Annotated in this window: 27 protein-coding genes and 1 pseudogene; 15 read left to right on the top strand and 13 right to left on the bottom strand. The window is 67.8% G+C overall.

Features of this window, described 5'->3' with window-relative positions; all coding sequences use genetic code 11:
- Positions 1 to 65 precede the first annotated feature (65 nt).
- From NRB20_RS02040 to NRB20_RS02025, 4 genes are read left to right on the top strand one after another with little or no spacing between them, the layout of a single operon-like run.
- Complete coding sequence (locus tag NRB20_RS02040; RefSeq protein ID WP_153407424.1) at positions 66 to 368, top strand: urease subunit gamma; 303 nt, start codon at positions 66 to 68, stop codon at positions 366 to 368.
- A gap of 34 nt (positions 369 to 402) precedes the next feature.
- Positions 403 to 714 carry an urease subunit beta gene (locus tag NRB20_RS02035; RefSeq protein WP_153407800.1) on the top strand — a complete coding sequence of 104 codons (312 nt, stop codon included), beginning with the start codon at positions 403 to 405 and terminating at the stop codon, positions 712 to 714.
- On the top strand, positions 714 to 2,435 hold the full coding sequence (locus NRB20_RS02030; RefSeq protein WP_153407423.1) for an urease subunit alpha: 1,722 nt from the start codon (positions 714 to 716) through the stop codon (positions 2,433 to 2,435). Before NRB20_RS02035 ends, NRB20_RS02030 begins: the two co-directional genes overlap by 1 nt.
- Before the next feature lie 45 nt (positions 2,436 to 2,480).
- Positions 2,481 to 3,143, top strand: coding sequence for an O-methyltransferase (locus NRB20_RS02025; protein WP_153407422.1), 663 nt, complete (start codon positions 2,481 to 2,483; stop codon positions 3,141 to 3,143).
- 4 nt (positions 3,144 to 3,147) lie between these two features.
- Here NRB20_RS02025 and NRB20_RS02020 read toward each other — a convergent pair whose 3' ends face one another.
- Positions 3,148 to 3,861: a TetR/AcrR family transcriptional regulator gene (locus tag NRB20_RS02020; RefSeq protein WP_319944338.1), complete on the bottom strand. Its 714-nt coding sequence runs from the start codon at positions 3,859 to 3,861 to the stop codon at positions 3,148 to 3,150.
- A gap of 89 nt (positions 3,862 to 3,950) precedes the next feature.
- On the opposite strand from NRB20_RS02020, the gene NRB20_RS02015 reads away from it, so the two are divergent.
- From NRB20_RS02015 to NRB20_RS01995, 5 genes are all read left to right on the top strand, one after another.
- Positions 3,951 to 5,453, top strand: coding sequence for an MFS transporter (locus tag NRB20_RS02015; protein WP_153407421.1), 1,503 nt, complete (start codon positions 3,951 to 3,953; stop codon positions 5,451 to 5,453).
- Positions 5,454 to 5,563: 110 nt separating this feature from the next.
- Positions 5,564 to 5,770, top strand: a complete 207-nt coding sequence (locus NRB20_RS02010; RefSeq protein WP_153407420.1) for a hypothetical protein — start codon at positions 5,564 to 5,566, stop codon at positions 5,768 to 5,770.
- A gap of 156 nt (positions 5,771 to 5,926) precedes the next feature.
- A complete protein-coding gene (locus NRB20_RS02005) occupies positions 5,927 to 6,559 on the top strand; it encodes an urease accessory protein UreF (protein WP_153407419.1) in 633 nt (210 codons plus the stop codon).
- A gap of 12 nt (positions 6,560 to 6,571) precedes the next feature.
- Positions 6,572 to 7,279 carry an urease accessory protein UreG gene (gene ureG / locus NRB20_RS02000; protein ID WP_153407418.1) on the top strand — a complete coding sequence of 236 codons (708 nt, stop codon included), beginning with the start codon at positions 6,572 to 6,574 and terminating at the stop codon, positions 7,277 to 7,279.
- On the top strand, positions 7,269 to 7,958 hold the full coding sequence (locus NRB20_RS01995) for an urease accessory protein UreD (RefSeq protein ID WP_153407799.1): 690 nt from the start codon (positions 7,269 to 7,271) through the stop codon (positions 7,956 to 7,958). The genes ureG and NRB20_RS01995 overlap by 11 nt, the downstream gene beginning before the upstream one ends.
- Before the next feature lie 253 nt (positions 7,959 to 8,211).
- On the opposite strand, the gene NRB20_RS01990 is transcribed toward NRB20_RS01995, so the two are convergent.
- The 6 genes from NRB20_RS01990 to NRB20_RS37845 form a co-directional block, all read right to left on the bottom strand.
- Positions 8,212 to 9,075, bottom strand: a complete 864-nt coding sequence (locus NRB20_RS01990; protein WP_153407417.1) for an SMP-30/gluconolactonase/LRE family protein — start codon at positions 9,073 to 9,075, stop codon at positions 8,212 to 8,214.
- Entirely contained in the window at positions 9,072 to 10,067 is a 996-nt protein-coding gene (locus tag NRB20_RS01985) for a zinc-dependent alcohol dehydrogenase (RefSeq protein ID WP_153407416.1), read from the bottom strand. Before NRB20_RS01985 ends, NRB20_RS01990 begins: the two co-directional genes overlap by 4 nt.
- A 37-nt stretch (positions 10,068 to 10,104) precedes the next feature.
- The gene (locus NRB20_RS01980) at positions 10,105 to 11,049 is read right to left on the bottom strand and encodes a U32 family peptidase (protein ID WP_227833104.1); all 945 of its coding nucleotides are present in this window, start codon (positions 11,047 to 11,049) and stop codon (positions 10,105 to 10,107) included.
- Positions 11,049 to 11,774 (bottom strand): FadR/GntR family transcriptional regulator, encoded by a 726-nt coding sequence (locus tag NRB20_RS01975; protein WP_153407415.1) that lies wholly within the window; start codon positions 11,772 to 11,774, stop codon positions 11,049 to 11,051. The genes NRB20_RS01980 and NRB20_RS01975 overlap by 1 nt, the downstream gene beginning before the upstream one ends.
- Before the next feature lie 115 nt (positions 11,775 to 11,889).
- A complete protein-coding gene (locus NRB20_RS01970; RefSeq protein WP_227833103.1) occupies positions 11,890 to 12,675 on the bottom strand; it encodes an RNA-guided endonuclease InsQ/TnpB family protein in 786 nt (261 codons plus the stop codon).
- Positions 12,675 to 13,037, bottom strand: coding sequence for a hypothetical protein (locus NRB20_RS37845; protein WP_227833102.1), 363 nt, complete (start codon positions 13,035 to 13,037; stop codon positions 12,675 to 12,677). Before NRB20_RS37845 ends, NRB20_RS01970 begins: the two co-directional genes overlap by 1 nt.
- A gap of 98 nt (positions 13,038 to 13,135) precedes the next feature.
- On the opposite strand from NRB20_RS37845, the gene NRB20_RS01965 reads away from it, so the two are divergent.
- The 4 genes from NRB20_RS01965 to NRB20_RS01950 all read left to right on the top strand — a co-directional run bounded on the left by NRB20_RS01965 (position 13,136) and on the right by NRB20_RS01950 (position 17,215).
- Complete coding sequence (locus NRB20_RS01965; protein ID WP_153407414.1) at positions 13,136 to 14,290, top strand: mandelate racemase/muconate lactonizing enzyme family protein; 1,155 nt, start codon at positions 13,136 to 13,138, stop codon at positions 14,288 to 14,290.
- A 62-nt stretch (positions 14,291 to 14,352) separates the two neighbouring features.
- Positions 14,353 to 15,465 (top strand): substrate-binding domain-containing protein, encoded by a 1,113-nt coding sequence (locus NRB20_RS01960; RefSeq protein WP_153407413.1) that lies wholly within the window; start codon positions 14,353 to 14,355, stop codon positions 15,463 to 15,465.
- On the top strand, positions 15,462 to 16,439 hold the full coding sequence (locus tag NRB20_RS01955; RefSeq protein WP_319944337.1) for an ABC transporter permease: 978 nt from the start codon (positions 15,462 to 15,464) through the stop codon (positions 16,437 to 16,439). The genes NRB20_RS01960 and NRB20_RS01955 overlap by 4 nt, the downstream gene beginning before the upstream one ends.
- Complete coding sequence (locus NRB20_RS01950) at positions 16,436 to 17,215, top strand: ATP-binding cassette domain-containing protein (protein WP_153407412.1); 780 nt, start codon at positions 16,436 to 16,438, stop codon at positions 17,213 to 17,215. Before NRB20_RS01955 ends, NRB20_RS01950 begins: the two co-directional genes overlap by 4 nt.
- A 103-nt stretch (positions 17,216 to 17,318) precedes the next feature.
- Here the strand turns inward: NRB20_RS01950 and NRB20_RS01945 are convergent, their stop codons facing one another.
- The gene (locus tag NRB20_RS01945; RefSeq protein ID WP_319944336.1) at positions 17,319 to 17,933 is read right to left on the bottom strand and encodes a TetR/AcrR family transcriptional regulator; all 615 of its coding nucleotides are present in this window, start codon (positions 17,931 to 17,933) and stop codon (positions 17,319 to 17,321) included.
- Between the two features lie 44 nt (positions 17,934 to 17,977).
- Here NRB20_RS01945 and NRB20_RS01940 point away from each other — a divergent pair.
- Positions 17,978 to 18,139, top strand: a pseudogene (locus NRB20_RS01940) ((2Fe-2S)-binding protein); the annotation flags it as partial.
- A gap of 22 nt (positions 18,140 to 18,161) precedes the next feature.
- Here NRB20_RS01940 and NRB20_RS01935 read toward each other — a convergent pair.
- The 3 genes from NRB20_RS01935 to NRB20_RS01925 form a co-directional block, all read right to left on the bottom strand.
- Complete coding sequence (locus NRB20_RS01935) at positions 18,162 to 19,355, bottom strand: aldose epimerase family protein (RefSeq protein WP_153407411.1); 1,194 nt, start codon at positions 19,353 to 19,355, stop codon at positions 18,162 to 18,164.
- 280 nt (positions 19,356 to 19,635) lie between these two features.
- Positions 19,636 to 21,051: an NAD(P)/FAD-dependent oxidoreductase gene (locus NRB20_RS01930; RefSeq protein ID WP_153407410.1), complete on the bottom strand. Its 1,416-nt coding sequence runs from the start codon at positions 21,049 to 21,051 to the stop codon at positions 19,636 to 19,638.
- A gap of 105 nt (positions 21,052 to 21,156) precedes the next feature.
- Positions 21,157 to 21,894, bottom strand: a complete 738-nt coding sequence (locus NRB20_RS01925; RefSeq protein ID WP_194289684.1) for a TetR/AcrR family transcriptional regulator — start codon at positions 21,892 to 21,894, stop codon at positions 21,157 to 21,159.
- 54 nt (positions 21,895 to 21,948) lie between these two features.
- Between NRB20_RS01925 and NRB20_RS01920 the strand changes: the two genes are divergently transcribed.
- Positions 21,949 to 23,406 (top strand): cytochrome P450, encoded by a 1,458-nt coding sequence (locus NRB20_RS01920; protein WP_153407408.1) that lies wholly within the window; start codon positions 21,949 to 21,951, stop codon positions 23,404 to 23,406.
- Positions 23,407 to 23,409: 3 nt separating this feature from the next.
- On the opposite strand, the gene NRB20_RS01915 is transcribed toward NRB20_RS01920, so the two are convergent.
- On the bottom strand, positions 23,410 to 24,300 hold the full coding sequence (locus NRB20_RS01915) for a serine hydrolase (protein ID WP_319944335.1): 891 nt from the start codon (positions 24,298 to 24,300) through the stop codon (positions 23,410 to 23,412).
- A gap of 136 nt (positions 24,301 to 24,436) precedes the next feature.
- Positions 24,437 to 24,589 (bottom strand): hypothetical protein, encoded by a 153-nt coding sequence (locus NRB20_RS01910; RefSeq protein ID WP_227833101.1) that lies wholly within the window; start codon positions 24,587 to 24,589, stop codon positions 24,437 to 24,439.
- Positions 24,590 to 24,795 lie beyond the last annotated feature (206 nt).

Below are 24,795 nucleotides of genomic sequence, written 5' to 3'. Positions count from 1 at the left end.
GGCGCGCGGTGGCGCGAGCGCCGTGCCAGAATGTCCGACACCGACAGATCCGCCGAGGAGTCCGCATGCGATTGTCGCCGCACGAGCAGGAACGACTGATGCTCAGCTATGCGGCCGAACTGGCCCGACGACGCCGGGCCAGGGGGTTGCGGCTCAATCATCCCGAGGCGATCGCGATCATCAGCGATCACGTGCTCGAGGGCGCGCGCGACGGGCGCACCGTCGCGGAGTTGATGGCCTCGGGACGTACGGTGCTCACCCGCGAGGATGTCATGGAGGGAATTCCCGAGATGATCGCCGACGTGCAGGTGGAGGCGACGTTCCCGGACGGCACCAAACTCGTCACCGTCCATCACCCGATCGGCTGAGCCCATGACGCACGACGAATCCACCCGCGCGGGTCTGGTGCCCGGTGAATTCCTGTATGCCGCAACGCCCGTCGAGATCAACGCCGGCGCCGAGCGGATCGAACTCGAGGTGCTCAACACCGGCGACCGGCCCGTGCAGGTCGGCTCGCACGTGCACTTCCCGCAGGCCAACGGCGCGCTGCGGTTCGATCGGGCTGCGGCGCACGGCCGTCGCCTGGATATTCCCGCGGGCACCGCGGTGCGCTTCGAACCCGGTCTGGGACAGCGGGTTTCGCTGGTCCCGCTGGGCGGTACGCGCGAGGTGCACGGTATCGGTCTGGACGCACCCGGAAAGCTGGACGCCTGATGGTCGAATTGTCCCGTGCCCGTTACGCGGAGCTGTTCGGGCCCACCGTGGGCGACCGAATTCGCCTGGCGGACACCGATCTGCTGATCGAGATCACCGAGGACCGTTGCGGCGGACCGGGTCTCGCCGGTGACGAGGCCGTCTTCGGCGGCGGCAAGGTGCTGCGCGAATCCATGGGCCAGGCCCGCGCCACCCGCGCCGAGGGCACCCCGGACACCGTGATCACCGGCGCGGTGATCATCGACCACTGGGGAATCATCAAGGCCGACATCGGCATTCGCGACGGCCGCATTTGCGCCATCGGCAAGGCGGGCAACCCCGACACGATGGACGGCGTGCACCCGGATCTGGTGGTCGGCCCGGGGACCGAGATCATCGCCGGTAACGGCCGCATCCTCACCGCGGGCGCGATCGACTGCCACGTGCACTTCATCTGCCCGCAGCTGCTCGAGGAGGCGCTCGGCGGCGGTATCACCACGCTGGTCGGCGGCGGCACCGGTCCGGCCGAGGGCAGCAAGGCGACCACGGTCAGTCCCGGCGCGTGGCATCTGGGCCGGATGCTCGAGGCCACCGACGCGTGGCCGGTGAACATCCTGCTGCTCGGCAAGGGCAACACCGTGCGCCACGAGGCGATGTGGGAGCAATTGCGCGGCGGCGCGGGCGGATTCAAGCTGCACGAGGACTGGGGCACCACGCCCGCGGCGATCGACGCGTGCCTGACCGTCGCCGACGCCGCGGGTGTGCAGGTCGCGCTGCACTCGGACACGTTGAACGAGGCCGGATTCGTCGAGGACACCCTGGCCGCGATCGCCGGACGGGCCATCCACTCGTATCACACCGAGGGTGCGGGCGGCGGGCACGCGCCCGACATCATCACCGTCGCAGCGCATCCCAACGTGATGCCCAGTTCGACCAATCCGACCCGGCCGCACACGGTGAACACCCTGGACGAGCATCTGGACATGCTCATGGTGTGCCATCACCTCAATCCGTCCGTGCCCGAGGATCTGGCGTTCGCCGAGAGCAGGATCCGGCCCTCGACCATCGCGGCTGAGGATCTGCTGCACGATCTCGGCGCGATCTCGATGATCGGCAGTGATTCCCAGGCCATGGGCCGTATCGGCGAGGTGGTCATGCGCACCTGGCAGACCGCGCACATGATGAAGCGCCGGCGCGGCGCGCTGCCGGGCGACGGCGCGGCGGACAACAACCGGGTGCGTCGGTACGTCGCGAAATACACCATCTGCCCGGCGATCACGCACGGTCTGGACCACGAGATCGGTTCGGTCGAGGTGGGCAAACTGGCCGATCTGGTGCTGTGGGAACCGGCCTTCTTCGGGGTGCGCCCGCACGCGGTGCTCAAGGGCGGCGCGATCGCGTGGGCGGCCATGGGTGATGCGAATGCGTCGATTCCGACGCCGCAGCCGGTGCTGCCGCGTCCCATGTTCGGCGCGGCTCCGGCCGTAACCGCCGGTACCGCACTGCATTTCGTCTCCGAACAGGCGATCGAGGCGGGTCTGGCGGACCGCTTGCGGGTGAACCGCAGGCTCGTCCCGGTGGCGAACGTGCGGCGGCGCACCAAGACGGATCTGCCGCACAACGACGCCATGCCCCGCATCGAGGTGGACCCGGACACCTTCACCGTGCGCGTCGACGGGGAGGTCTGGGCCGAGCAGCCCGCCACCGAATTGCCGATGGCCCAGCGGTACTTCCTGTTCTGACCTGCGCGTCCTGCCGCGCGGTCGCCGGAGTGGCAGACTGCGATCATGACGAATGGCCAATGGGACGACGTGGATCGCTATCTGGTGCAGACCCTGGTCGGGGATGCCGATTCCGGTGTGCTGCAAGCGAATTCGGCGGCCGGGCTACCGGCCATCGACGTATCGCCCGCACAGGGGAAGTTCCTGCATCTGATCGCGCGTTCGATCGGTGCGCGGCGAGTGCTCGAGATCGGCACGCTCGGTGGGTACAGCACGATCTGGTTGGCGCGCGCGGTCGGCGAGGACGGGCAGGTGATCAGCCTGGAGTTCGAGCCGCGGCACGCCGAGGTCGCGCGCGAGAATCTCGACCGGGCCGGGGTCGGCAAGCGGGTGGAGATCCGGGTCGGCGCGGCCCTGGACAGCCTGCCGGTGCTCGCGCAGGAGGAGCCCGCGCCGTTCGATCTGGTCTTCATCGACGCGGACAAGATCAACAACGCCAATTACGTGCAGTGGGCGTTGCGCCTGACGCGGCCGGGTTCGGTGATCATCGTCGACAACGTGGTCCGGCACGGCGCCGTGGCCGACGCGGAGTCGACCGATCCCTCGGTGCGCGGCAGCCGCGAGGTGATCGAAATGCTCGGTGCCGAACCGCGGCTCGAGGCGTCGGTGTTGCAGACCGTCGGCAGTAAGGGCTGGGACGGATTCGCCTACGCCGTGGTCGTGGAGTAGGCGTTCACCGGTTCGCGGCGAATCCGTCGCACAGCGCGGTCAGGCCGGTACGCAGCAACTGCACCGGATCCAGCAGATCGCCCCGGCCGGTCCCGGCGAGCGGCGCCAGACCGGCCGGGGTCGGCCAGCGCGGCGTGCCCTCCAACAGCGCGTCGAAGGCCGAGGTGTCCTCGTGCTCGCCCTCGCGTTTGGCCAGCATCGCGGCGCTGACCTGCTGTAACGCGATTCCGGCGATATAACTCCAGACCGCCAGCGACATCCGGGTCGCCTCGCGCGGATCGTCGGTCAACTCCGCGAAGCCCTCCACCAGCCACGCCAGGCAGACCAGGCTGTGCGGGCCGAAGTTGTAGCGCGGCACCGCGAAGGTGAACAGCACCCACGGATGTTGCTGGTAGAGGCGCCAATCGATATCGGCGGCGACGCGCACCCGATCACGCCAGGTCCAGTCCGGTTCCGGGACGGGGTAGGGGTTGCGGCGGGCGACCTCGTCGGTCATCTCGGCCAGCAGGGCGTCCTTGTTCGGGACGTGCCGGTACAGCGACATCGCGCCCACGCCCATCCGATCGGCGATGCGCCGCATCGATAACGCCTCCACCCCGGCCTCGTCGGCGAGACCGATCGCGGTGTCGACGATGGCCGCGCGGGTGAGTTTCGGATCCGGACCGGCCTTCTCACGGCCGCCGTTGCCCGCGGATTCGCCGCGTGCTGCTGCGCTCACTGCGTCACTCGCTTTCGTTTACCCAGCCGGGTGCGTACGCTGTACCCAGACTATCGCGTACGTCGTACGCGCGAGGTGAAGGATAGGTGATGAGCGAGACAGGCACCGGTGTGCCCGCGACGGCGCGGCGCGCCTGGTTGGGATTGGCCGTGCTGATCCTGCCGGTTCTGCTGGTGTCGATGGATATGTCGGTGCTGTATCTGGCCATGCCGACACTGACCGCGCACCTGGATCCCGATGCCACCCAGCAACTGTGGATCCTGGACATCTACGGATTCCTGATCGCCGGATTGCTGATCACCATGGGCAATCTGGGCGATCGGATCGGGCGGCGGAACATCCTGCTGGCCGGGGCATGCGTGTTCGGGCTCGCCTCCACGCTGGCGGCGTTCGCGCCGAGCGCGGGTGTGCTGATCGCGGCGCGGGCGTTGATGGGCGTCGGCGGGGCCACGCTGCTGCCGTCGAGTCTGGCGCTGATCTCGAGCCTGTTCCCGGATCCGCGCCGACGGGCGGCCGCGATCGGGGTGTGGACCGCGTTCTTCGCGGGCGGATCGGCGGTCGGGCCGTTGATCGGCGGGATGCTGCTGCACCAATTCTGGTGGGGCGCGGTCTTTCTGATCAATCTGCCGGTGCTGCTGGTGTTGCTGGCGCTGGGGCCGTTCGTACTGCCCGAACATCGGGCGGCGGGTCGGGGGCCACTGGATCTGCTGAGTGTGGCGATGTCGATCGGCGGCATCCTGCCGGTGGTGTACGCGGTCAAACAGGCTGCGGCGGAAGGGATCGACGCGCTCACGGTGCTGATCGGAGTGGTCGGTGTGGTGGTGCTGGTGGCGTTCGTGCGGCGGCAGCGGCATCTGACCGAACCGCTGCTGGATCTGAGCCTGTTCCGGCGTGGGCTGTTCTCGGTCGCGATCGGGTCCTCCACCGCCGGGATGATGTCGCTGGCCGCGATGAGCTACCTGACCAGCGTCTATCTGCAATCGGTCACCGGTCGTGACGTGCTGTCCGCGGCGCTGCTGGGTATTCCGGCGGCCGCGGTGGTGTTCGTCTGCTCGATGGGCGGGGCGCGGGTGGCGCGGCGGCTCGGCGCGCGCACGGCCTTCGCATGTGCGCTGGGGCTGGCCGCGGTCGGCAACCTGATGTTGCTCGGGTTGGGGGTCGACGGCGGAATCGGTTGGTACATAGCGGGTTCCACGGTGGCGGGGCTGGGGTACGGCACGATGTTCACCCTGGTGTCGGAGGTGTCGGTCGCCTCGGTGTCGCCCGAGCGGGCCGGTTCCGCGGTCGGAATCTCCGAGACCAGTTTCGAATTGGGCAACGGGTTGGGGCTGTCGCTGCTGGGATCGATTGCGGCACTGGTGTTCCGGTCGGGTGGGCACTACGCGCCGACGTTGGGGGAGACCGTGATGCGGGCCGGTGGCGACGCCGGGCTCGTGCGGGCCGCGCGCGGTTCGTTCGTCGACGGGATGCATGTCGCGACCACGGTCGGCGCGGTGCTGCTGGCTTCGATGGCGGTGATCGCGATATTCGCGGGGCGGGGGCGTGCCGCTCGTGAGCAGGAGTCGGCCGTCGAGGCGACCACTGCGAGTTGATCGGGGGCGCGGCCGCACTCTGAAAATTATCGAGGCGGCAGGCGAGATGAATCGTGGGCTGGGCTGTGCCGATTAGGGCTGGGCAGTACCGATGAGGGTGCAGCGGGGGGATGGCGGCGAAGGGGATGACGGCGGCGACGGGGACGATGGCGGCGGCGGGGACGATGGCAGCGACGGGGATGACGGCGGCGACGGGGACGATGGCGGCGAAGGAGACGATGGCAGCGAAGGGGATGACGGCGGCGAAGGGGATGACGGCGGCGAAGGGGATGACGGCGGCGAAGGGGATGACGGCGGCGAAGGGGGACGATGTGTAGCGCGCGCAGTAGTTGTGGCTGTGGCATCCGTTCCAGGGCGAGCCGACCGGCAGGGGCGCTTGCCGAGGATGAGGTGGGCGGTGTCACTCGGCTGTCCGCGCAGGTGCGGGTGTTGTGCGCATAGGATCGGGGGATGTTCGACCCGAGTCCGCGCCCATGAGTCTGGCGATGTTGTTCACGCTGGCCGATTCGCGGCTGCCCGTGGGTGGGCATGTGCATTCGGGTGGGGTGGAGGAAGCGGTGGCCTCGGGGTTGGTGCGGGATGTGGTGACGCTGGAGTCGTATCTGCGGCGGCGTATTCGCACGTCGGGGTTGGTGGCCGCGTCGCTGGCGGCGGCGGTGTGCGCGGGGGAGTGGGATCCGGGTCGGGCCGAGGGCGAGGCCGATGCGCGCACGCCCGCACCGGCGGCTCGGGCGGCCTCACGGGCGCAGGGTAGGGGTGTGCTTCGACTGGCGAAACAGGTGTGGCCGCAACAGGATTGGCGGGGGCTGGGGTCGCGGCCGCATCTGTCGACGGTGTTCGGTGTGGTCGGCATCGCGGCGCGGGTGAGCGCGCGGGAGATCGCCGGGGTGGTCGTCTACACCACGATGACCGGCACCGCAACGGCCGCGCAGCGACTGCTGGCGTTGGATCCGGCTGCCGTCGCCGCCGCCACGATCCGCCTCGCCGAACTGTGCGATCGCACCGCGGCCGAGGCGGCGCGGGGTCCGGCCGCGCTGTCCGATCCGCTACAGGACGTGCTCGCCCAGCGGCATCCGGACCGTCCGATGCCCCTTTTCGCCTCCTGAAAGGAGTCCCCCATGCCCCCACATCTGATCGACGGTGAACCGCACGATCACGCGCACGACCGCCCGAAGCGGGTGCGTGCGGCGGGTGAGCCGGTGCGGATCGGCATCGGCGGCCCGGTCGGGTCCGGGAAGACCGCGCTCACTGCGGCGCTGTGCCGCCAACTGCGCGACGAACTGTCGCTGGCGGTGCTGACAAACGACATCTACACCACCGAGGACGCCGACTTCCTGCGTCGGCACGCCGTGCTGGCCGACGAGCGGATCACCGCCGTACAGACCGGCGGCTGCCCGCACACCGCGATCCGCGACGACATCACCGCGAATCTGGACGCCATCGACGATCTGATCGAGGCCAATCCGCCGCTGGATCTGATCCTGGTCGAATCCGGCGGGGACAATCTGACCGCCACCTTCTCCTCGGGCCTGATCGACGCGCAGATCTTCGTCGTGGACGTCGCGGGCGGGGACAAGGTCCCGCGCAAAGGTGGTCCGGGCGTGACGTATTCGGATCTGCTGGTGATCAACAAGACCGATCTGGCCCCGCTGGTCGGCGCGGATCTGAGCGTGATGGACCGTGATTCGACCGCGGTGCGCGAGGGCCGCCCGTTCGTCTTCACCTCGCTGACCCAGGATCCGGCCGCCACACCCGTATTGCAGTGGGTGCGTGAGCAATTGCGCGCGTTCGCGGAGCAGGACACCGCCGCCGGTGTTGCGCACTGAGGTCCGGATCGTGGCGAGTCCCGGTGTGCTGCCACGCATTCACGCCACCGGGGGGCTCGCCGCGCGGCGTACCGGACCGGATATTGTTCACCTGATCGGTACGGCCGCAACACCTTTGGGTGGTGATGAGCTCGACATCGCCGTCGTTGTCGAACCTGGTGCCCGGCTGTGTCTGCGTTCGGTGGCCGCGACCATCGCTCTGCCCGGACGTACGACACCGCTTTCCCACGCGCACTGGACATTCGAGGTCGGTGCTGGTGGCGAGTTGGATGTCGATCCGGAGCCGACCGTTATCGCGGGCGGTGCGGTCCACCACGCCGTCACCACCGTCCGCCTCGCCGAGGATGCCCGTCTGCGCCTGCGCGAACGCGTCCAGGTCGGCCGCACCGACGAGACCGTCGGGCACTGGCGCGGTGATCTCGTCGCGGACCTGGACAGCATGCCGCTGCTGCGTCATCGACTCGAACTCGGCGAGGACTCACCGACCGACGATGCGCTCGCCGCTCCCCGGGCGATCACCAGCGTGCTGCGCTATCCGGACGAAAGTGGGTCGCGCACATGGGGTTTGGATGCGGCGCTGCTTCCTCTCGCGGCAGGCGGATCGCTGTACACCTGGACGGGGGCGCGATTGTCCGACGAACCCATCGCCGAAATAGAGGTCGCGGCGATCCAGCGCTGAATTCCGGCTGGACCATGCCACCGCTACGGAAGTCGTGTTGCCGAGGTGATGGTCTCGATAGACACAGCCTGGTGTCGGGCACGCTGACCCGACGTAGTTGGGCCGAGTACCTGTCGGCACGCTGATCAGCTGCGTGGCGATGGTTCCGTCGAGCTGCGCGTCAGGACTCTCGACGTGGGCTGTCTGCCATCAGCTCTCGAAGAACATGTGCGGGCACGTTTACTGGTACGCGGATGTGTTGGGCTGCATCGAGTCAGAGGCTTCCGCGATAGGGCAGGGTCGGCTGGCCGGTGACGCCGGGGGTGGCTCGGAAGAGGGCTCCGGCGGCGGGTTGGGTGGTCGGGTCGATGCCTTGGCGGGAGGTGGTGATGTAGAGGTCGGAGTGGGTGGGGCCGCCGAATGTGCATGCGGTGACCTGGGATACAGGGAGGGTCAGGATGTTCAGGAGAGTGCCGTCGGGGGAGTACTGGTGGACCGCGCTGCCGCCCCACAGGGCTACCCAGATGTTGCCGTCCGCGTCGACGGTGAGACCGTCGGGGGAGCCCTGGTCGGTGGGGATGCGGATCGCGGTTCTGCGTTGGGACAGACCGGAATCCGGGGTGTAGTCGAAGGCGTCCACGCGCTGGGTGGGGGTGTCGGCGTAGTAGGCGGTGCGGCCGTCGGGGCTCCAAGCCAGGCCGTTGGAGATGGTGACATCGGTGAGTTCGGTGGTCACGGATCCGTCGAGGTTCAGGCGGTACAGCGCGCCCGCGCCGGGGGTTTCGGCGTAGGCCATCGAGCCACAGTGGAAGCGGCCCTGGGGATCACAGCCGCCGTCGTTCATGCGGACACCCGGATCGGACCACAGTTCCGGAAGCGGTCTGATCCGGGTGAGGTCGTCGTCGGCGAGGGCGAATCCGCGTTCCAGGGCCAGGACCACACCGCTCTCGGCGTGCGGACGCAGCGCGGCGGCGACCGTGCCCACCGGGAATCGACGGATTTCGCCTGTGCCGGAATCGATTTCGAGTACATCCCCGGCGAGCATGTCGACCCAGCGCAGGCCGGGCCAGCGGTCGCACCAGACCGGTCCCTCGCCGTGCGCGGCGACCGGTGCGGTGATCTGTTCGACGGAGATCATGGGTGCAGCAGCACTTTCACCGCACTGCCCGCGCGCAGCGTGCGCAGTGCGGAATCGACCTGTTCGAGCGGGAATTCGTGGGAGATCAGCGGCGCGGGATCCAGTGCGCCCGCGGCGAATGCGCGCACGGCGTGGGTCCAGGCCCGTCCGGGCGCGCCGAAGACGGTGTGCAGGGTGAGCTGATCGAGCACCAGGTCGGACGGTGAGATCGGATCCGGTTGCGCGGCAGGGATTCCGGTGAGTACGACCCGTCCGCCGCGACGGACCAGGGAGGTGGCCAGACGTGCGGTGCCGGTGCCGCCCGCGGCCTCGACCGCGACGTCGTATCGCCGGGAGCTGTCGACCTCGGTACTGAAATGCGTTGCTCCGCAACGCCGAGCGAGCGCCTCACATTCGGGCCGCCGATCGACGACGGTCAACTCACCCGGCCGCACCGCGGCCACCAGTTGGGTCACCAGCAACCCGAGCGTCCCCGCACCGATCACCGCGACCCGTTCACCCGTCCGCACCTGCGCCCGCAGACACGCCGCCGCGGCAACCGCGGCCGGTTCCAGCATCGCGGCGGCCCGCAGATCGGCGTCGGCGGGCAGTGGATGCAGCAGCCGCGCGGGCAAGGTCAGATAGTCGGCCCACGCCCCGGGATGCGTGAATCCCGTCTCGGCATACCCGTTCGCGCACAGATTGGTATCCCCGCGCCGACACGCGTCACAGTGCAGACAGGATCGAAACCCCTCTCCGACAACAGGTTTCCCGACCAGGTCCGCATCGACGCCGTCTCCGACCTCGGTCACCGTCCCCGACCATTCGTGCCCGGGGACGACCGGATACCGCACATAGGGCGCGGGCCGTGTCCCGGCCACCACTTCGAGATCGGACCCACAGATCCCCGCCCACGCCACCCGCACCAGCGCCTCACCGGGCCCCGGCGCCTGCGCCGACATCGGCACGACCCGCACCTGTTCCGGCGCATCCACGCGCACCGCTCGCGACATCAACGCACTCCCGCAGCCAGATCCATTCGCCCCGTGCTCATTTCGCGCCCTCGCCGACCGGCGACGGAACCGCCAGCCCTGTCGCCCCCAGCTCCGAGGTGACCGCATCGGGCGCGAACCTGCGCAGCAGATCCAACCCGATCCGCGCCCGCCGCACCCGCTCCCGCCCCAACGCCACCGCCGTCGCCTCGAGATGGGTCCCGCTCGGATAGATGTTCGGCGCATTGCGCAGCCCGAATTTCAGATACACCGGCGCGGCCACCCGCACGATCTCGGCGATCTCGTAATGCCGGATGAACCCGCCCTGATCGTCGGGAGCCTCGATGTAGATGTCCAGCGGAATGTCGATCGCGCGGCGAATCTCGGCGAGCTGGGCCAGGCTCAGATCCGTCGGCACGTTGTAGGTGTCCGCGCCCAGATCCTGCGCGATCCGGATCGAAGCCGGATTCGCCAGCCCCATCTGCACACTGATCTTGAACTGCATATCCGCAGGCAGATACCCCTGCTCACGCATCTTCGCGGCGGTGGCCAGCACCCCGATATCGGTGATCAGCACGCTGCGCAGGCCGAAGTTCGCCGCCCGCTCGATATCCAGCAGACACTGCGTGAGCTGCTCGGCCCCGCGCGCCTGCGCACCGACCGCACCCGCGCCCGAGGCCAGTGCCGCAGCGCCCGTACCCCATCCGGCCAGCGGTCGCGCGAACAGACTCACCTCGACCGGCTCCGCGGCGGCCCGCGCGACCATCGCCGAGAGTTCGTCATCGGTCAACAGCAGCACGCCGCTGCCCTGCGAAATCCGGTGCACCCGAACATCTCTGGCGTGCGCCTCGTCCAACACCGCCGCCAGCACCGCGGGCCCCTCGACGCTGGGTATCTCGACCCGGTACTGCGCGCCGTCGGGAAAACGTTTCTCGCTCGTGTCCGCCGCGGGCCCGTCGCCCTCCGGCATACCGCTCGCCCGCAGGAATTCACGTACCGACATCAGGACTCCGTTCGGGCCGCCATCGCCGCGGCCGTTGTTTCGATGAGCTTGCGGCACGCGCGCGCGGCCGCGTCGGGACGACCCCGCCGGACCGCGTCGAGCACCGCGCGATGCATGGGCAGCGTCGTCTCCACCCCGCCCGGCAGTTCACTGGTCGCCTCGAGACCGTGCTGCAATCCGGATTCCAGCAACCGCCCCAACTGCTCGACGAGCTGATTTCCGCTGGCGCGCAACAGGGTCAGATGAAAGGCGAGGTCGGCGGCGACGAACTCCTCGCTGTCCTGTGGCAGTCGCGCGGCGTGCTCGGCCATCGCGTCGTAGGCGGCGCTCATCGCCTCGACCTGGTCGGGATCCACGCGCTCGGCGGCCAGGCGGGCCGCGCCCGGCTCCACGATCAGGCGCAGTTCGAGCAGATCGCGCACGAACGCGGGATCGGTGTTGTGCCAGCCGATCACCTGGCGGTCCATCAGATTCCAGGACGAGCGGGGCAGCACCCGGGTGCCGATCCGGGGCCGCGGATCGACCATGCCCTTGGCCGCCAACGCTTTGACCGCCTCGCGCACCCCGCCGCGGCTGACGCCCAGCTGTGCGGACAGTTCGGATTCGTTGGGGAGCTGGGAGTTCTCGGCGTAGACGCCCGACACCACCCGCTCGCCCAACCAGTCCACCACGCGGCCGTGCATCGTGCGATGCCTGCCCAGCGGGCCGGCGGAAAAACTGTTCATGACCAAATCATCGAATGATTGGATGGTAAATGTCAAAGCGTTGTATCTTCGAACCGACTGCACGACAGGACATCTGCTTAACGGTTCTTCCGCCTGAAGGCGGGAGATTTCCAGCTCAGACCGCAACCGGACCATCCACCCGCAGGAGGTGATCGGATTGTCTGACATCCTCGACACTGACGTGGCCCCGTTCTGCCACGGCCAGAACCACTCTGGCAGCGTTCCGATCCCGCCCCTCGGCGTAGCCGCAGTCCGGGCGCCGGAAGTTCCTCTCGTGCAGCTCGAGTCGCTTGGTTCTCGCAAAACACGCGCTGCACGTCATACTCGTGTACGCGGGCCGCACCATCACCACCGTCCGACCTGCCCGCCTGGCACGCTCGATAAGTTCACCCTCAGCCGCACCGATCGCGGCATCAGCGGCCTTACGCGCCATCGTGGACTTCGTCAGGAACCTCGGCTGAAAATCCTCGATGGCGATCAGATCATGGTGGTCGACAACACGTTTGGCCCACATGCGCGAGTCGTGCACGGTTTGCCGGGCGGCTTTCTTGGCCAGCCGGGCAGCCTGCCGCTTGGCATCGGTGTAGCCGCGATAGGGCGCACAGCCCTTCCGGTGACGCCGAGCCATCCTGCGTTGCGCCTTCGCCAACTCGGCGGCACATCGGCTGCGGTGACCGAGATACGGCAGATCGAAGAGAGGATCGGTGGCCGTCGCGGTGGTGGACACACCCCAGTCGATCCCGACACCCCCCTGGCCGGGCGCGGGGACCACGATCTCCCGGCGCACGACAAAGGACGCGTACCACTGCCCCAGACTGTCGCGGTAGACGCGAACCGATGTGGGCTCCGAGGGCAACTCCCGCGACCACACCACCGGAACCGTGACGCCCTTCGGCACCATCAACCGGCCCGCACGGATCGAGAACCCCGCAGCGTGTATTCCAGCGACGGCAGAGACCTCTTGCGGGACTTCACCTTCGGACGACGACGTCCTTTCACCGTGAAGGACTGCTCCAGCGCTCGCGCGTACTCACGCAGCATCTGCTGCTGCGCGACCTGGGAACCTTCCCGCAGCCACGGCATCGACGCGCGGGCTCGGGTCAACAGCTTCCCGAGTTTGGCGAATGTCGGCTTCTGCCCGGACCTGTGCTGATGGACCGCTTCGTTCCACAACCAACAGCACCGCCCCCACTCGGCAAGCAGCGCCTTCTCAGCAGTGCGACCGGGCCGGAGCCGGTATGTGTACCGCACCACCTCATCCATTCGAACACACTATCGAAAGAAGTTGGCGTGCACCACGGCCGATATGTCCGCTTTTTCCTCTCCGCCGTGGATGGCCGAGTATCCAATGCGGATCCCCGATGAAGATCACCAAGCTCAGCACGTACGTACTCGGCACGTCGTGGCGAAACCTGACCATCGTCGAGGTCCATACGGACGCGGGCGTGACCGGCCTCGGTGAGGTCCGCATGCTCAATCACACCGACGCCCTGCTGGGCTTCCTGGCCGAGGCCACCGAGAACCACATCCGCGGCAGTGACCCGTTCGAGGTGGAATCGCTGGTGCACCGGATGATGCGGCTGGACTACGCGCGCGCCGGGGAGATCGCGATGTCGGCGCTGGCCGCGGTCGAGATCGCCTGCTGGGATATTCAGGGCAAGGCCCTGGACGTGCCGGTGTACCGGCTGCTGGGCGGCGCGGTGCGCGATCGGATCAAGGCGTACGCCAACGGCTGGTACCAGGTCGAACGCACCCCGGAGGAGTTCGCCGCGGCCGCGGGCCGGGTCGTCGCGCGGGGGTACCGGGCGATGAAGGTGGATCCGTTCGGGGCCGGGATGTTCGAGCTGGATCGCGAGGAGACCACACGCTCGCTCGAACTCGTCGCCGCGGTGCGCGAGGCGGTCGGCCCGGATGTCGAGATCATGATCGAGATGCACGGCCGGTTCAACCCGGCCACCGCGATCCGCCTGGCCGGACTGCTCGAACCGTACGATCCGGCCTGGCTCGAGGAGCCGGTGCCGCCGGAGAACCTGGCCGCGCTCGCGAAAGTGGCCGCGCACACCACGATTCCGATCGCGACCGGCGAGCGCATGCACACCCGCTACGACTACCGCGAACTGTTCGAATCGCAGGCCGCGGACATCCTGCAGACCGATATCACGCACTCCGGCGGGCTGTGGGAGGCCAAGAAGCTCGCCGCCACCGCCGAATCGCACTATCTGCTGATGGCCCCGCACAATGTCGGCGGGCCCATCTCCACCGCCGCGAATCTGCACCTGGCCGCCACCACGGTGAACTTCAAGGTGCAGGAGCATTTCAACGATTTCGCCGACGTCTTCGTCAAGGACTGCGAACCCGGGCTGCCCGAGGTGGTCGACGGATACTTCCCGCTGCCGCAGGGCCCGGGGCTGGGTATCTCGCTGGATCACGAGGCGCTCGCGCGGCATCCGCGACAGTCGGTGAATTTCAACCTGTTCAGCTCGGGTTGGGAGCGGCGACAAGCCGCCGAGGGCTGACCACGAACGCCCCGGCCACGAGCCGGGCGACCCGAATCAGTTGGTAGATGAGGAAACCCGCAATGTCAGAACATCTTTCCGATGCCGTAGAGATCTCCCGGGCCGCGAGCCGGCGCGGGGCGCTGAAAATACTCGGAGGCGCCGGCGGCGCGGCGGCGCTGGGCACGCTGCTGTCCGCCTGCGCCAGTGCGACCAGCTCCGGATCCGGTGGCGTGGGCAACTTTCCGTCCACTCCGGCGTGGAAATTCGTGTTCGTCAATCACGTCACGACGAACTCGTTCTTCATCCCCACCCGCACCGCCCTGGACGACGCCGCCAAAGTGCTCGGCCTGCCCACCCCGCAGTGGACCGGTTCGGAGAACGGCACCGTCTCGGAGATGGTCAGCGCCTTCGACAACGCGATCAACTCCGGCGCGTCCGGTATCGCCATCCCGCTGACCGACAACAACGCCTTCGTCGATCCCACCAAACGCGCTCTGGCCAAGGGGATTCCGGTCGTCGCGTACAACGCCACCGCGCCGGGCAACTATCCGCTGGCCTACATCGGCCAGGATCTGTACAAGTCGGGCACGCTGATGGGACAGCGGATCGCGCAGTCCGTCACCTCCGGCACCATCCTGGTCGGCATCGCCCAGCCGGGTGCGAACAATCTGCAACCGCGCCTGGACGGGCTCACCGCCGCGCTCGCCAAGGCCGCGCCCGGGGTGGTGGTCAAATCGATCAATACCGGTGCGGCACAGGCGGGTGAGCTCAACGCGATGACCGCCGCGTACGCGGGGCAGCCGGACGCGGCGGGGCTGTACGCGGTGGACGCGGGCAGCACCGCCTCGATCGCGCAGCTGATCTCGAGCAAGAACATCGCGGGCAAGGTGCACGCGGGTGGATTCGACACGCTCGCGGACACCATCAAGGGAGTCGCTTCGGGCGCACTGGAATTCACCATCGACCAGTCCGCCTACATGCAGGGCTTCCTGTCGGTGCTGTATCTGTACCTGTACCGCGTCTCGGGCACGCTGCTGGCGCCGCCGGAGACCGATACCGGTCTCACGTTCGTCACGAAAGAGAATGTGGCGGCATACAATTCGGGTAGCGCGTACGAGGGTCAGCAGGGCCACAAACTGGGCACCATGCCCGCCTCGATCCCGCTGCCGCAGCCTTCGACGGTGACGCTGTGACAGACCGATCCTTCGGCCGCACCGTCGTGCAAGCGCTGGTGCGGCAGAAGGAGCTGAGCATCCTGGTCGCCACCATCGCGGTGGCGATCTATTTCAGCGTCACCACAACGGGTTTCAACCTCTCGGACAACTACCTCACCATCGTCCACTACCTCGCGCCGTGGGCCATCGTCGGTGCGGGTGAGGTGATGCTGCTGATCTGCGGCGAGATCGACCTGTCCGCGGGCTTCATGTTCACGCTCTCACCGTTCGTGCTGATGTCGTTCTACAACGGTGGAACTCCGCTGATCCTGGCGCTGATCCTCGCGTTGCTGGTGTGCGCGGCCATCGGTGCGGCCAACGGCTTCATCTCGACCCGGTTCGGTATCGCGTCGTTCATCGTCACGCTGGGCAGTTCCTTTCTGCTGGAAGGTATTTCGCTGCTCATGTCGAACGGTGCGCCGGTCGCGGCGCCGAGTTCGGGCTGGGTGGTCTCCGCGTTCGGCAAGGGACACTGGTCCGAGACGCTGTGGGTGCTGGGCATCGTGGTGGTGATGCAGATCCTGTTGTCCGCCACCAGATTCGGCATCAGCACCCAGGCCACCGGCGGGAATCCGGTGGGCGCGGCGGAGGCCGGTATCCGGGTGAACATGGTGAAGGTGGTGAACTTCGCGATCGTCAGCACGCTGGCGGGCCTCGGGGGCATCATCGATGGGTTGCGGCTGGGATCCTTCGATCCGACCAACGGCGGCCCGAACACCATGTTCCTCGCGGTGGCCTCCGCGGTGATCGGCGGTACCGCCCTGCTGGGCGGCCGCGGCACGGTGGTCGGCGCGCTGCTGGGCGCGCTGCTGCTGGGCATCGTGTTCGACGGATTCTCGCTGGCCGGGGTCAGCGCGAACACCTTCGACGTGGTGCTCGGAGCCGCGATCGTCGTCGCGATGCTGCTCAACGTGTATCTCGGACATCTACGCAAACGATTGAGTCACATATGACGCAGACAACCGAAAATCCGGACGATGTGATCCGCGCGGAACACATCAGCAAGCGGTTCGGCCCGGTGCAGGCGCTCCGGGACATCAATCTGCGGGTGGCCCGCGGGGAGATCCTGGGCCTCATCGGTGACAACGGCGCGGGTAAGTCGACGCTGATCAAGATCCTGACCGGATTCCATCAGCCCGACAGTGGCCGACTGTTGTTCGAGGGCAACGAGACTCGGTTCAAGTCGGTGGTGCACGCCCGGTCACTGGGGATCGAGACGGTCTTCCAGGATCTGGCGCTGGTTCCGGATCTGCCGGTGTACCTGAACCTGCATCTGAACAAGGAGCTCGTGCATCGTCCGCTGCCGTTCCTGCGGCGGGCGGAGATGAAGCGCCGGGCGCGAGAGTCGTTGGACCGCATCGGAATCAACATTCCGTCGGTCACCGCGGAGGTGGGTTCGCTGTCCGGTGGGCAGCGGCAGGCCATCGCGGTGGCGCGCTCGGTGCACTCGGACGCCAAACTGCTGCTGCTCGACGAGCCGTTGGCGGCGATGGGCGCCAAGGAGGGCGGGCAGATCCTGCGCCTGCTCGATCGTCTCAAGCAGCAGGGCGATCTGGCGATCATCCTGATCGCGCACAACTACAGCCAGGTCGTGGACGTGTGCGACCGGGTCAATCTGCTCCAGCACGGCGAGATCACCTTCGACCGTCCGTCCAAGGACACCTCGGTCGAAGAACTGCTGTCCCTGGTGCACGCCGAATATCGGCTGCCACCGGCATCGGGTGACTGACGTCGCATCGAATGAGGGGGTGCGGGCCGCTGTTTCGCAGCGGCCCGCACCGATGTTCGACGGGGGCAACAAGTTTCGTGGTCTGTGGGATGTAATTGCCTGGCTACGAACGGGTTCGGTCGCGCGGTAGCGTGGCGTGGGGTGCGACCCGGCGGTGTAGATAGGCGCGCAGATCGGAACCCGATCGGGGTGGATGACCCGGATCGATGATGAACGACTGCAACGTGCGCAACATGTGTTCCGCGAGCTCGTCGAGGTCGCGATCGGTCCAGCCCAGGTGCGTCCAGTCGACGTCGAATCGGTCCAGGATGTGGCGTCCGGTCCGCAGGGCGATCTCGGAGGTGACCTCCGGTGCGAAACGGCCGTCGCCGGGCGCGGCGAACAGCAGCCCGAATCGCTTGTGGGTGTGTAGCCGTTCCAGGGTCGTCGCGATGCCCTCGACGACGGCGTCGGCCGGGTCGGTGATGCCGTGCAGGGCGGCGGCGAGTTCGTCGAGGAATTCGCCGGTGGCGTTGGTCGCGGTGGCTTGGAGCAGCGCGTCGGTGCCGGGGAAGTAGCGGTAGACGGTCTGGCGCGTCACGCCGAGCCGCTCGGCGACCCGCAGGATGCTCAACTCCTGCTCGCCGCCGTCGATCACCTCGCCCGCCGCGCGCAGGATGCGGGCGATGGCCTCCTCGTCGCTGGCCGGGGTGGCGCCCGCCCATCCGTGGGTCCGCACGGTCCCCCTTCTCGGTCGAGGCCGCGCGACACGATCTTCGGCCGGTCCACGCCGCGGTCCGCGACGAGGATTTCACCATGCTCCCGCAGTGCGGCCAGGGCGTCCGCCGTGGCCGGCACGACCATATGCTCATCGGCCGCAACGAAATCGGCGTCCAGCACATGATCACGGTCTTCGCCGGGAAACTCGGCCTGTCCCTCGGGTGAGCGGGCTGTCCGGGGTCGGCTCCTACTCCGTGCCGAAGGCGAATACCGTTGTGGAGCTGAAGGTTTGGCCGGGGTTGAGGGTGGTGGTGGGGAAGGCGGGGTGGTTGGGGGAGTCGGGGTAGTGCTGGGTTTCCAGGGTGAAGCCCGCGCCCTGGCGGTAGACGTGGTCGCCGGTGCCGGTGAAGGCGCCGGTGAGGAAGTTGGCGGTGTAGAACTGGACGCCGGGTTCGGTGGTGGAGACGGTCAGGGTGCGGCCGGACTGCGGGTCCTCGGCCTTGGCGGCCTGGACGAGGCCGGTGTTGTTGCCGCGGTTGATGACCCAGTTGTGGTCGTAGCCCTGGGCCAGCAGGAGTTGTGGGTCGTTCGCGGTGATGTGCGCGCCGATCGCGGTGGGGGTGGTGAAGTCCATCGGCGTGCCCTTCACCGGGACGAACTGTCCGGTCGGGATCTGGGTGGCGTCGGTGGGGCTGTAGGTGTCGGCGTTGAGGGTGAGTTTCTGGTCGTAGATGCCCAGGGTGGACTCACCGGCGAGGTTGAAGTAGCTGTGATTGGTCAGGTTGATCACGGTCGGCGCGTCGGTGGTCGCGCCGTAGTCGATGCGCAGCCGGTTCTGCTGATCCAGGGTGTAGGTGACGGTTGTGGTCAGGGTGCCCGGATAGCCCATTTCGCCTGCGGGACTGACATATTCGAGTTTCAGCCCGACCTTGTCGTTACCGGTCTGTGGGCTGGCCCGCCAGATCTTCTGATCGAATCCGTCGGTGCCGCCGTGCAGGCTGTTGCCGTTGTTGTTCACCGGGACGTGGTACTCGGTCCCGTTCAAGGTGAAGGCGCCCTTGGCGATTCGGTTCGCGTACCGGCCGACGAGTGCGCCGAAATAGGGTTTGCCCGAGCCGTTGTTGGCCAGATACCCGTCCAGCGTGGGGAATCCGAGCACGACATCGGCGGTGTGCCCGGACTTGTCGGGTACCTCGATCGACTGCACGATGCCGCCGTAGGTCAGGATGCGCACCCGCATCCCGTGTCCGCTGGTCAACGTGTAGCGACTCACGGCCGCGCCACCGACCTGCCCGAACGGCTCACTGCTGATCGTGGGTGCGGTACCGGCCGCGCTGGTACCGCTGTCACCGGCGGTGTTCTTCGTCGCGGTGCTGCTGCACGCCGCCAGGGTCGCGATCCCGGCGATCGCCAGCAGTCGAAGTAGTGTCCTACCACGCATGGGAGCTCCTTGCGTCCTCATCGAATCCCCCTGTGCACAGCGATTATCCGCGCGTCGACCCGGCCGGTGCGGCGTTTCGGAGAAGATGTCCAATCATTCGATGAATGAATGAATTGTGCCTGCGCGAGGACGCCCCGATCGGAGAACTTCTGTCTCGGATTGCGTGTCGAAACACAACGGGCGGGAAGCGGACCTCGCGGCCACTTCCCGCCCGTCGTCGTGCCGGGGGAAAATCGTTGTTGCGGAGAGATATTCAGCTGTCCGGCATGCAGGATCGGGCTCAGCCCGCCTCGGACTCGGCCGCCTTGGGCGTCGAACTCCCGTTCCCGGCTCCGGCGCGCACGGCCTTCTCGTCGTCCTCGTTACCATTGAGCGCCTCGAGGGCCAGCCGTGCGAACACCCACTGCTCGGTCGCGGCCATCTGCCCGCGATTGCGGCCGAGGAACGCGACGAACCACTGGAACACCGTGACCAACCGGCTGCGGTACCCGATCAGGTAGTACAGGTGCAGCACCAGCCACATCAGCCAGGCGATGAATCCGCTGAACTCCAGCTTGCCGACCTGGCACACCGCGTCGAACCGCGAAATGGTGGCCATACTGCCCTTGTCGAAATACTTGAACGGCGAGCGGTCCGCGGGCTTCTGCTTCCCGGCGGCCTCGGCGCTGATCTGCTTGGCCGCGTACGTCGCGCCCTGGATCGCGCCCTGGGCCTGACCAGGCACCCCCGGCACCGACATCAGATCGCCAACCACGAAGACGTTCGGATGCCCCTTGATGGTCAGATCGGGTTCCACGATGACGCGCCCGGCCCGGTCGGTCTCCGTCCCGTCGGAGCGTTCGGCGAGCTGTTTGCCCAGATCACTGGCCTGCACGCCGGCCGACCAGACCTTGCAGGCGGCCTCGATGCGCCGTTCGCCATCCTTGTCCTTGATCGTCACCCCGCGCGCGTCGACATTGGTGACCAGGGCGTTGAGCTGGACCTCCACGCCCATCTTCTCGAGTCGCTGCTGCGCCTTCGGACCGAGCTTGGGACCCATCGGCTTGAGCACCGCGTCCGCGCCCTCGACCAGGACGACGCGGGCGTCGCGCGGATCGATGTTGCGGAAGGTGCCGACCAGCGTGCGATCGGCGAGTTCGGCGATCTGACCGGCCAACTCGACTCCGGTCGGACCCGCCCCGACCACGACGAAGGTGAGGAACCGCTCGCGCTCGTCCTGCTTCTCACACAGTTCGGCCTCCTCGAACGAGCCCAGGATGCGGGCGCGTAGCTCGAGGGCGTCGTCGATGGTCTTCATACCCGGCGCGTAGGTGGCGAAGTGGTCGTTGCCGAAGTACGACTGCTGCGCGCCGGTCGCCACGATCAGGCTGTCGAACGGCGTGACGGTGTCCCGGTTCAGCAATTCGGAGGTGACGGTGCGGTTGGCCAGGTCGATATCGTGCACATCGCCCATGATCACCTGCACGTTCTCCTGCTTGCGCAGCACGATGCGGGTCGCGGGGGCGATCTCACCGGTGGACAGGATGCCGGTGGCGACCTGGTACAGCAGCGGCTGGAACAGGTGCGTGGAGGTCTTGGAGATCAGGACGATGTCGACGTCCGCCTTCTTCAGGTGACGGCAGGCGAACAGACCGCCGAAGCCGGAACCGATCACCACCACCCGATGGCGCTGCTTACCGCCGGTCTGGATGCTCATGTCTCCCGCTCCTCGCGCGATTGCGTTGGGTCTTCCGACACGCCATACCGTAGTCGGCGGCCAGCGGACAGTCACGGCGAGAGGGATGAATCGGCGCGTCCGGTTTCAGGACTTCGGACGGCGTGTCGCGCGGTCGCGGACGGGTTCGGGATCGTGCCGGCCGGGCGGGTCGATCGGCCCGACGAACCGGTCGCCGCCGATGCTCTCCACCGACGGCCACAGGAACGCGGTGAGCCGGTCGACGAATTCGGCGCGGTCGCGCACCGGATCGCGACCCCAGTCCTCGGCCGACATGAGGATCGCGCCGATGGTCGCGCTGGCCCAGATCCGGGCCAGCGCCGGATCCGCGCGCACGCCGCGCAGGATGGATTCGAAGACCTCGGTGGCCCATTCGGACAGCCGGGTGAACAGCGGGCGGTGATGTGCGGGAACACCCACACCGGGCTCGTCCGGTTCGTCGGATTGCAGGCGCTGCATGAGCAGATGGTGCAGATTCGGGTCGGCGTCGACGAAATCGCAGACCAGCGCCACGATCGCGCGCAACATCTCGCGCACCGGAAGTGGTTGGGCCAGAATCGCATCCGCGGCGGCCAGCAGTCCTTCCAGATGTCGTTCGGCGAGCGCGTCGACCAGGGCGGGCAGGTCGGGGAAGACCGCGTACACCGCGGTGCGGGCGTATCCGGCCTCGGCGGCGACCTGGGCGAAGGTGATCGGGGTCCCGGCGGTGGCGATGACGCGCTCGGCGGCGTCCAGGATCTCACCGCGGCGGAGGGCGGGATCACGTGACGGGCCGGGCGGCCGCCCCCGTGGGCGGCGCGGTTCGCGCGGTGTATCCCTTGTCACACTGCCATCGTACTTGTAATGTACGAGCTGTACTTTTAATTGAAAGGTTCGTTCATGGTCAGCGTCGACAGTGCGGAACGAGAAAATATCGGGCTGCTGGAGATCCCGGACCGGCATCCGATCGACCGGATCCTACGTTTGCTCCCGTCCCGCGAACTGTCCCTGGCCTCCCCACCCGAGGGAAGCGGACAGCTCCCCGTACGGGGTGATGTGGGGCTGCCGTACCTGGGGCGCGCCCTGCAATACCTGCGCTGGGGCACCGCGGAGATGATGGATCGGTACCACCGCTACGGTCCGGTCAGCTACAACAAGGCGCTGGGCGTCGAGCGGGTGCTGGTCGCCGGGCCCGAGGCCGTGGACGAGGTGATCGGCAAGCGCCGCAACGACTTCGGGCAGGGCTGGGACTACTTCATCGGCCCGTTCTTCCATCGCGGACTGCTGCTGCTCGAATTCGACGAGCACATGTACCACCGCCGCATCATGCAGCAGGCGTTCACCCGGGACCGGCTGGTCTCCTATCTGACGCAGCTGGGTCCGGCCGTCGAGAAGGCCATCTCCGGATGGGTGCCCGCGGGTGTGGACAGCGCGCGGGTGGAGTTGTACCCGACGGTGAAGGATCTGGCGCTGGAGACCGCGAGCGAGGTCTTCATGGCCGCGGATCCCGGGCCCGAACGCAAGCGCCTGGGCGACGCGTTCATCGATTGCACCCACGCCGCGCTGTCGGTCGTGCGGCAGCCGCTGCCGGGTACGGCCTGGCGGGCCGCGGTGCGGGGACGCAAGGTGCTGGAGTCGTATTTCGAGCGCATGCTGCCGGAGAAACGGCGTTCGGACACCCCGGACTTCTTCTCGGCGTTGTGTCACGCCCGCACCGAGGACGGCGAGCAGTTCAGCGACGCCGACGTGGTCAACCACATGATCTTCCTGATCATGGCCGCACACGACACCACGACCACGACGGCCACCGCGGTCGCCTACTACCTGGGCCACCACCCGGAGTGGCAGGAGCGAGTGCGAGCCGAGGCGCTGGCGTTGCACGCGAAGACCAACGGCGCGCCGCCGACCATCGCCGACCTGGACGAGCTGCACGATCTGGAGCTGGTCATCAAGGAGAGCCTGCGGCTGGTGCCGCCGGTCCCGGGTCTGGTGCGTCGCGCGGTGCGCGACACCGAGATCGCGGGCCACTTCGTTCCGGCGGGCACACATATCGACGTGGCCTACGGGATCAACCACCTGCTGCCCGAATACTGGTCCAACCCAGCGGTTTTCGATCCGGAGCGGTTCGCCGAACACCGTCGCGAGGACAAATCCCACCGGCTGGCCTGGATGCCCTTCGGCGCGGGCGCGCACAAGTGCATCGGCATGCACTTCGGCATGTTGGAGGTCAAGGTCGCCATCGCCGCCATGGTCCGCGAGTACGAGTGGCGGATCCCCGAAAGCTACCTGATGCCTTGGGGATTCAACACCATCCCGTTCCCGCGTGACGGTGCGCCGATGCAGCTGCGCCGGCGCTGAGCCTCAGCCCCGGCCGCCGAGCAGGATCTTGGCGACCTGGGTGGTGGTCTGCTCGCCGTCGTCGTAGCCGCCCTTGTTGCCCAGGTCGTTCATGACGGCCAGGGTGTAGCGCTCGCCGGGGCCCGCGAAACCGACCGAGTTGACCACCCAGCCGCTGCGCTCCTGCGACCAGCCGTTCTTCAGGCCCGGGTTCATCGACGCGCCCGCGCCCCAGACGCCCCAGTGCTGGTTGGTGTCGACCTTGCGCAGGCGGTCGACCAGGTAGTTGCGGTCGGCGGGGTTCATGTGGTCCAGCACGTTGGACATCAGCCGGTCCAGGTCCGCGGCGGTGCACTTCTGGAAACCCCAGTCCGGGAACACCTTTCCGGCGGGGGTGGGCTGCGGGGCCAGGCCGGTCATGCCGTTGGCGCGGAACGCGTTGTTGAACGCCCGGTGGTCGGGTCCGGCGAATTTGGTCCAGAGGATGTCCGCGGCGTTGTCGTTGGAGGTGGCCAGCATCGACTCCAGCAGCGCGCGATCCTGCGGGGTGATCACGATGGCGCGCACGCGCTGCCGGTTGATCAGGTCCTCGGCGATGGCGAGTTTGATCGTGGACGCGGTCCAGATGGGCGTATTGGCGTTGCCGTTGCTGTACACCGCGCCGGTCTTCCGGTCGCGCACAACGTAACCCGTGACACCGGGCCGTCCGGACAGGTACGAGTTGGCCTGCGCGATGCGCTGGCTCATATCGCAGTCGAAGCCGTTGGCGCAGCCCTGCGCGCGTAGCGGGAACGCCGCGGCGGGGGCCGGGTGGACGGCCGGTGCGGCGGCCAGCAGGCCGACGGCGAGGAGGCAGGCACCGAGGGCCGTGCGGGAGGGGCGAGTGGCGCGCGAGGCGGAACGGAGTTGACGCACGGTGCATCACCTTAGACAGCAGAATGCGTTCGACGCACGTCTTGAGGTCTGCCGCCGGATGTGCTAGCTCATCGCAGCCGTTGCCGCGCAGCGCATTTCGCCCCCGGTGCGGTCCGAATCAGACGGCGTGCGGACCTCAGCGGAAGGCCGCGAGCAGATCCTCGACGCTGCGGCCGTTGAGCCGGTAACAGTGCGAGAAGGCCTCGGTGTGCCGGTCGCGAGGCCAGGAGTGCAGGACGATCGTGCGGCCGTAGTGACGTGAATTGACCAGTTCCCAGCGTTCACCCATGCGGCGAACCGTGAACCCGGATCTGGGTACGAGGGGAATCACCGACGCAGACATCTACCGAACCAGCCTTTCGAAAACCGCTTCTCCCGTTGCCTCCCCGCAGAGCACTGTGGCATACCGCGCACGGTCCGCCGGGGTGACACGCGGTGGCGAAATCCGGTTGATGCGGGTATGTGCCGTTGCACGCGGATCCGCTTGTGTTGCTG

This window comes from Nocardia macrotermitis (genome assembly GCF_009604405.1).
Classification (GTDB): Bacteria; Actinomycetota; Actinomycetes; order Mycobacteriales; family Mycobacteriaceae; genus Nocardia; species Nocardia macrotermitis.
Note: the sequence above shows the minus strand (reverse complement) of the source record. Positions and strands in the feature narration are given on the sequence as shown.

Coding starts and splice junctions, on each gene's coding strand:
- NRB20_RS02040 (WP_153407424.1), top strand. CDS start 66: ATGCGATTGTCGCCGCACGAGCAGGAACGACTGATGCTCAGCTATGCG.
- NRB20_RS02030 (WP_153407423.1), top strand. CDS start 714: ATGGTCGAATTGTCCCGTGCCCGTTACGCGGAGCTGTTCGGGCCCACC.
- NRB20_RS02025 (WP_153407422.1), top strand. CDS start 2,481: ATGACGAATGGCCAATGGGACGACGTGGATCGCTATCTGGTGCAGACC.
- NRB20_RS02015 (WP_153407421.1), top strand. CDS start 3,951: ATGAGCGAGACAGGCACCGGTGTGCCCGCGACGGCGCGGCGCGCCTGG.
- NRB20_RS02010 (WP_153407420.1), top strand. CDS start 5,564: ATGGCGGCGAAGGGGATGACGGCGGCGACGGGGACGATGGCGGCGGCG.
- NRB20_RS02005 (WP_153407419.1), top strand. CDS start 5,927: ATGAGTCTGGCGATGTTGTTCACGCTGGCCGATTCGCGGCTGCCCGTG.
- ureG (WP_153407418.1), top strand. CDS start 6,572: ATGCCCCCACATCTGATCGACGGTGAACCGCACGATCACGCGCACGAC.
- NRB20_RS01990 (WP_153407417.1), bottom strand. CDS start 9,075: ATGATCTCCGTCGAACAGATCACCGCACCGGTCGCCGCGCACGGCGAG.
- NRB20_RS01985 (WP_153407416.1), bottom strand. CDS start 10,067: ATGTCGCGAGCGGTGCGCGTGGATGCGCCGGAACAGGTGCGGGTCGTG.
- NRB20_RS01980 (WP_227833104.1), bottom strand. CDS start 11,049: ATGTCGGTACGTGAATTCCTGCGGGCGAGCGGTATGCCGGAGGGCGAC.
- NRB20_RS01975 (WP_153407415.1), bottom strand. CDS start 11,774: ATGAACAGTTTTTCCGCCGGCCCGCTGGGCAGGCATCGCACGATGCAC.
- NRB20_RS01970 (WP_227833103.1), bottom strand. CDS start 12,675: ATGGTGCCGAAGGGCGTCACGGTTCCGGTGGTGTGGTCGCGGGAGTTG.
- NRB20_RS37845 (WP_227833102.1), bottom strand. CDS start 13,037: ATGGATGAGGTGGTGCGGTACACATACCGGCTCCGGCCCGGTCGCACT.
- NRB20_RS01965 (WP_153407414.1), top strand. CDS start 13,136: ATGAAGATCACCAAGCTCAGCACGTACGTACTCGGCACGTCGTGGCGA.
- NRB20_RS01960 (WP_153407413.1), top strand. CDS start 14,353: ATGTCAGAACATCTTTCCGATGCCGTAGAGATCTCCCGGGCCGCGAGC.
- NRB20_RS01950 (WP_153407412.1), top strand. CDS start 16,436: ATGACGCAGACAACCGAAAATCCGGACGATGTGATCCGCGCGGAACAC.
- NRB20_RS01935 (WP_153407411.1), bottom strand. CDS start 19,355: ATGCGTGGTAGGACACTACTTCGACTGCTGGCGATCGCCGGGATCGCG.
- NRB20_RS01930 (WP_153407410.1), bottom strand. CDS start 21,051: ATGAGCATCCAGACCGGCGGTAAGCAGCGCCATCGGGTGGTGGTGATC.
- NRB20_RS01920 (WP_153407408.1), top strand. CDS start 21,949: ATGGTCAGCGTCGACAGTGCGGAACGAGAAAATATCGGGCTGCTGGAG.
- NRB20_RS01910 (WP_227833101.1), bottom strand. CDS start 24,589: ATGGGTGAACGCTGGGAACTGGTCAATTCACGTCACTACGGCCGCACG.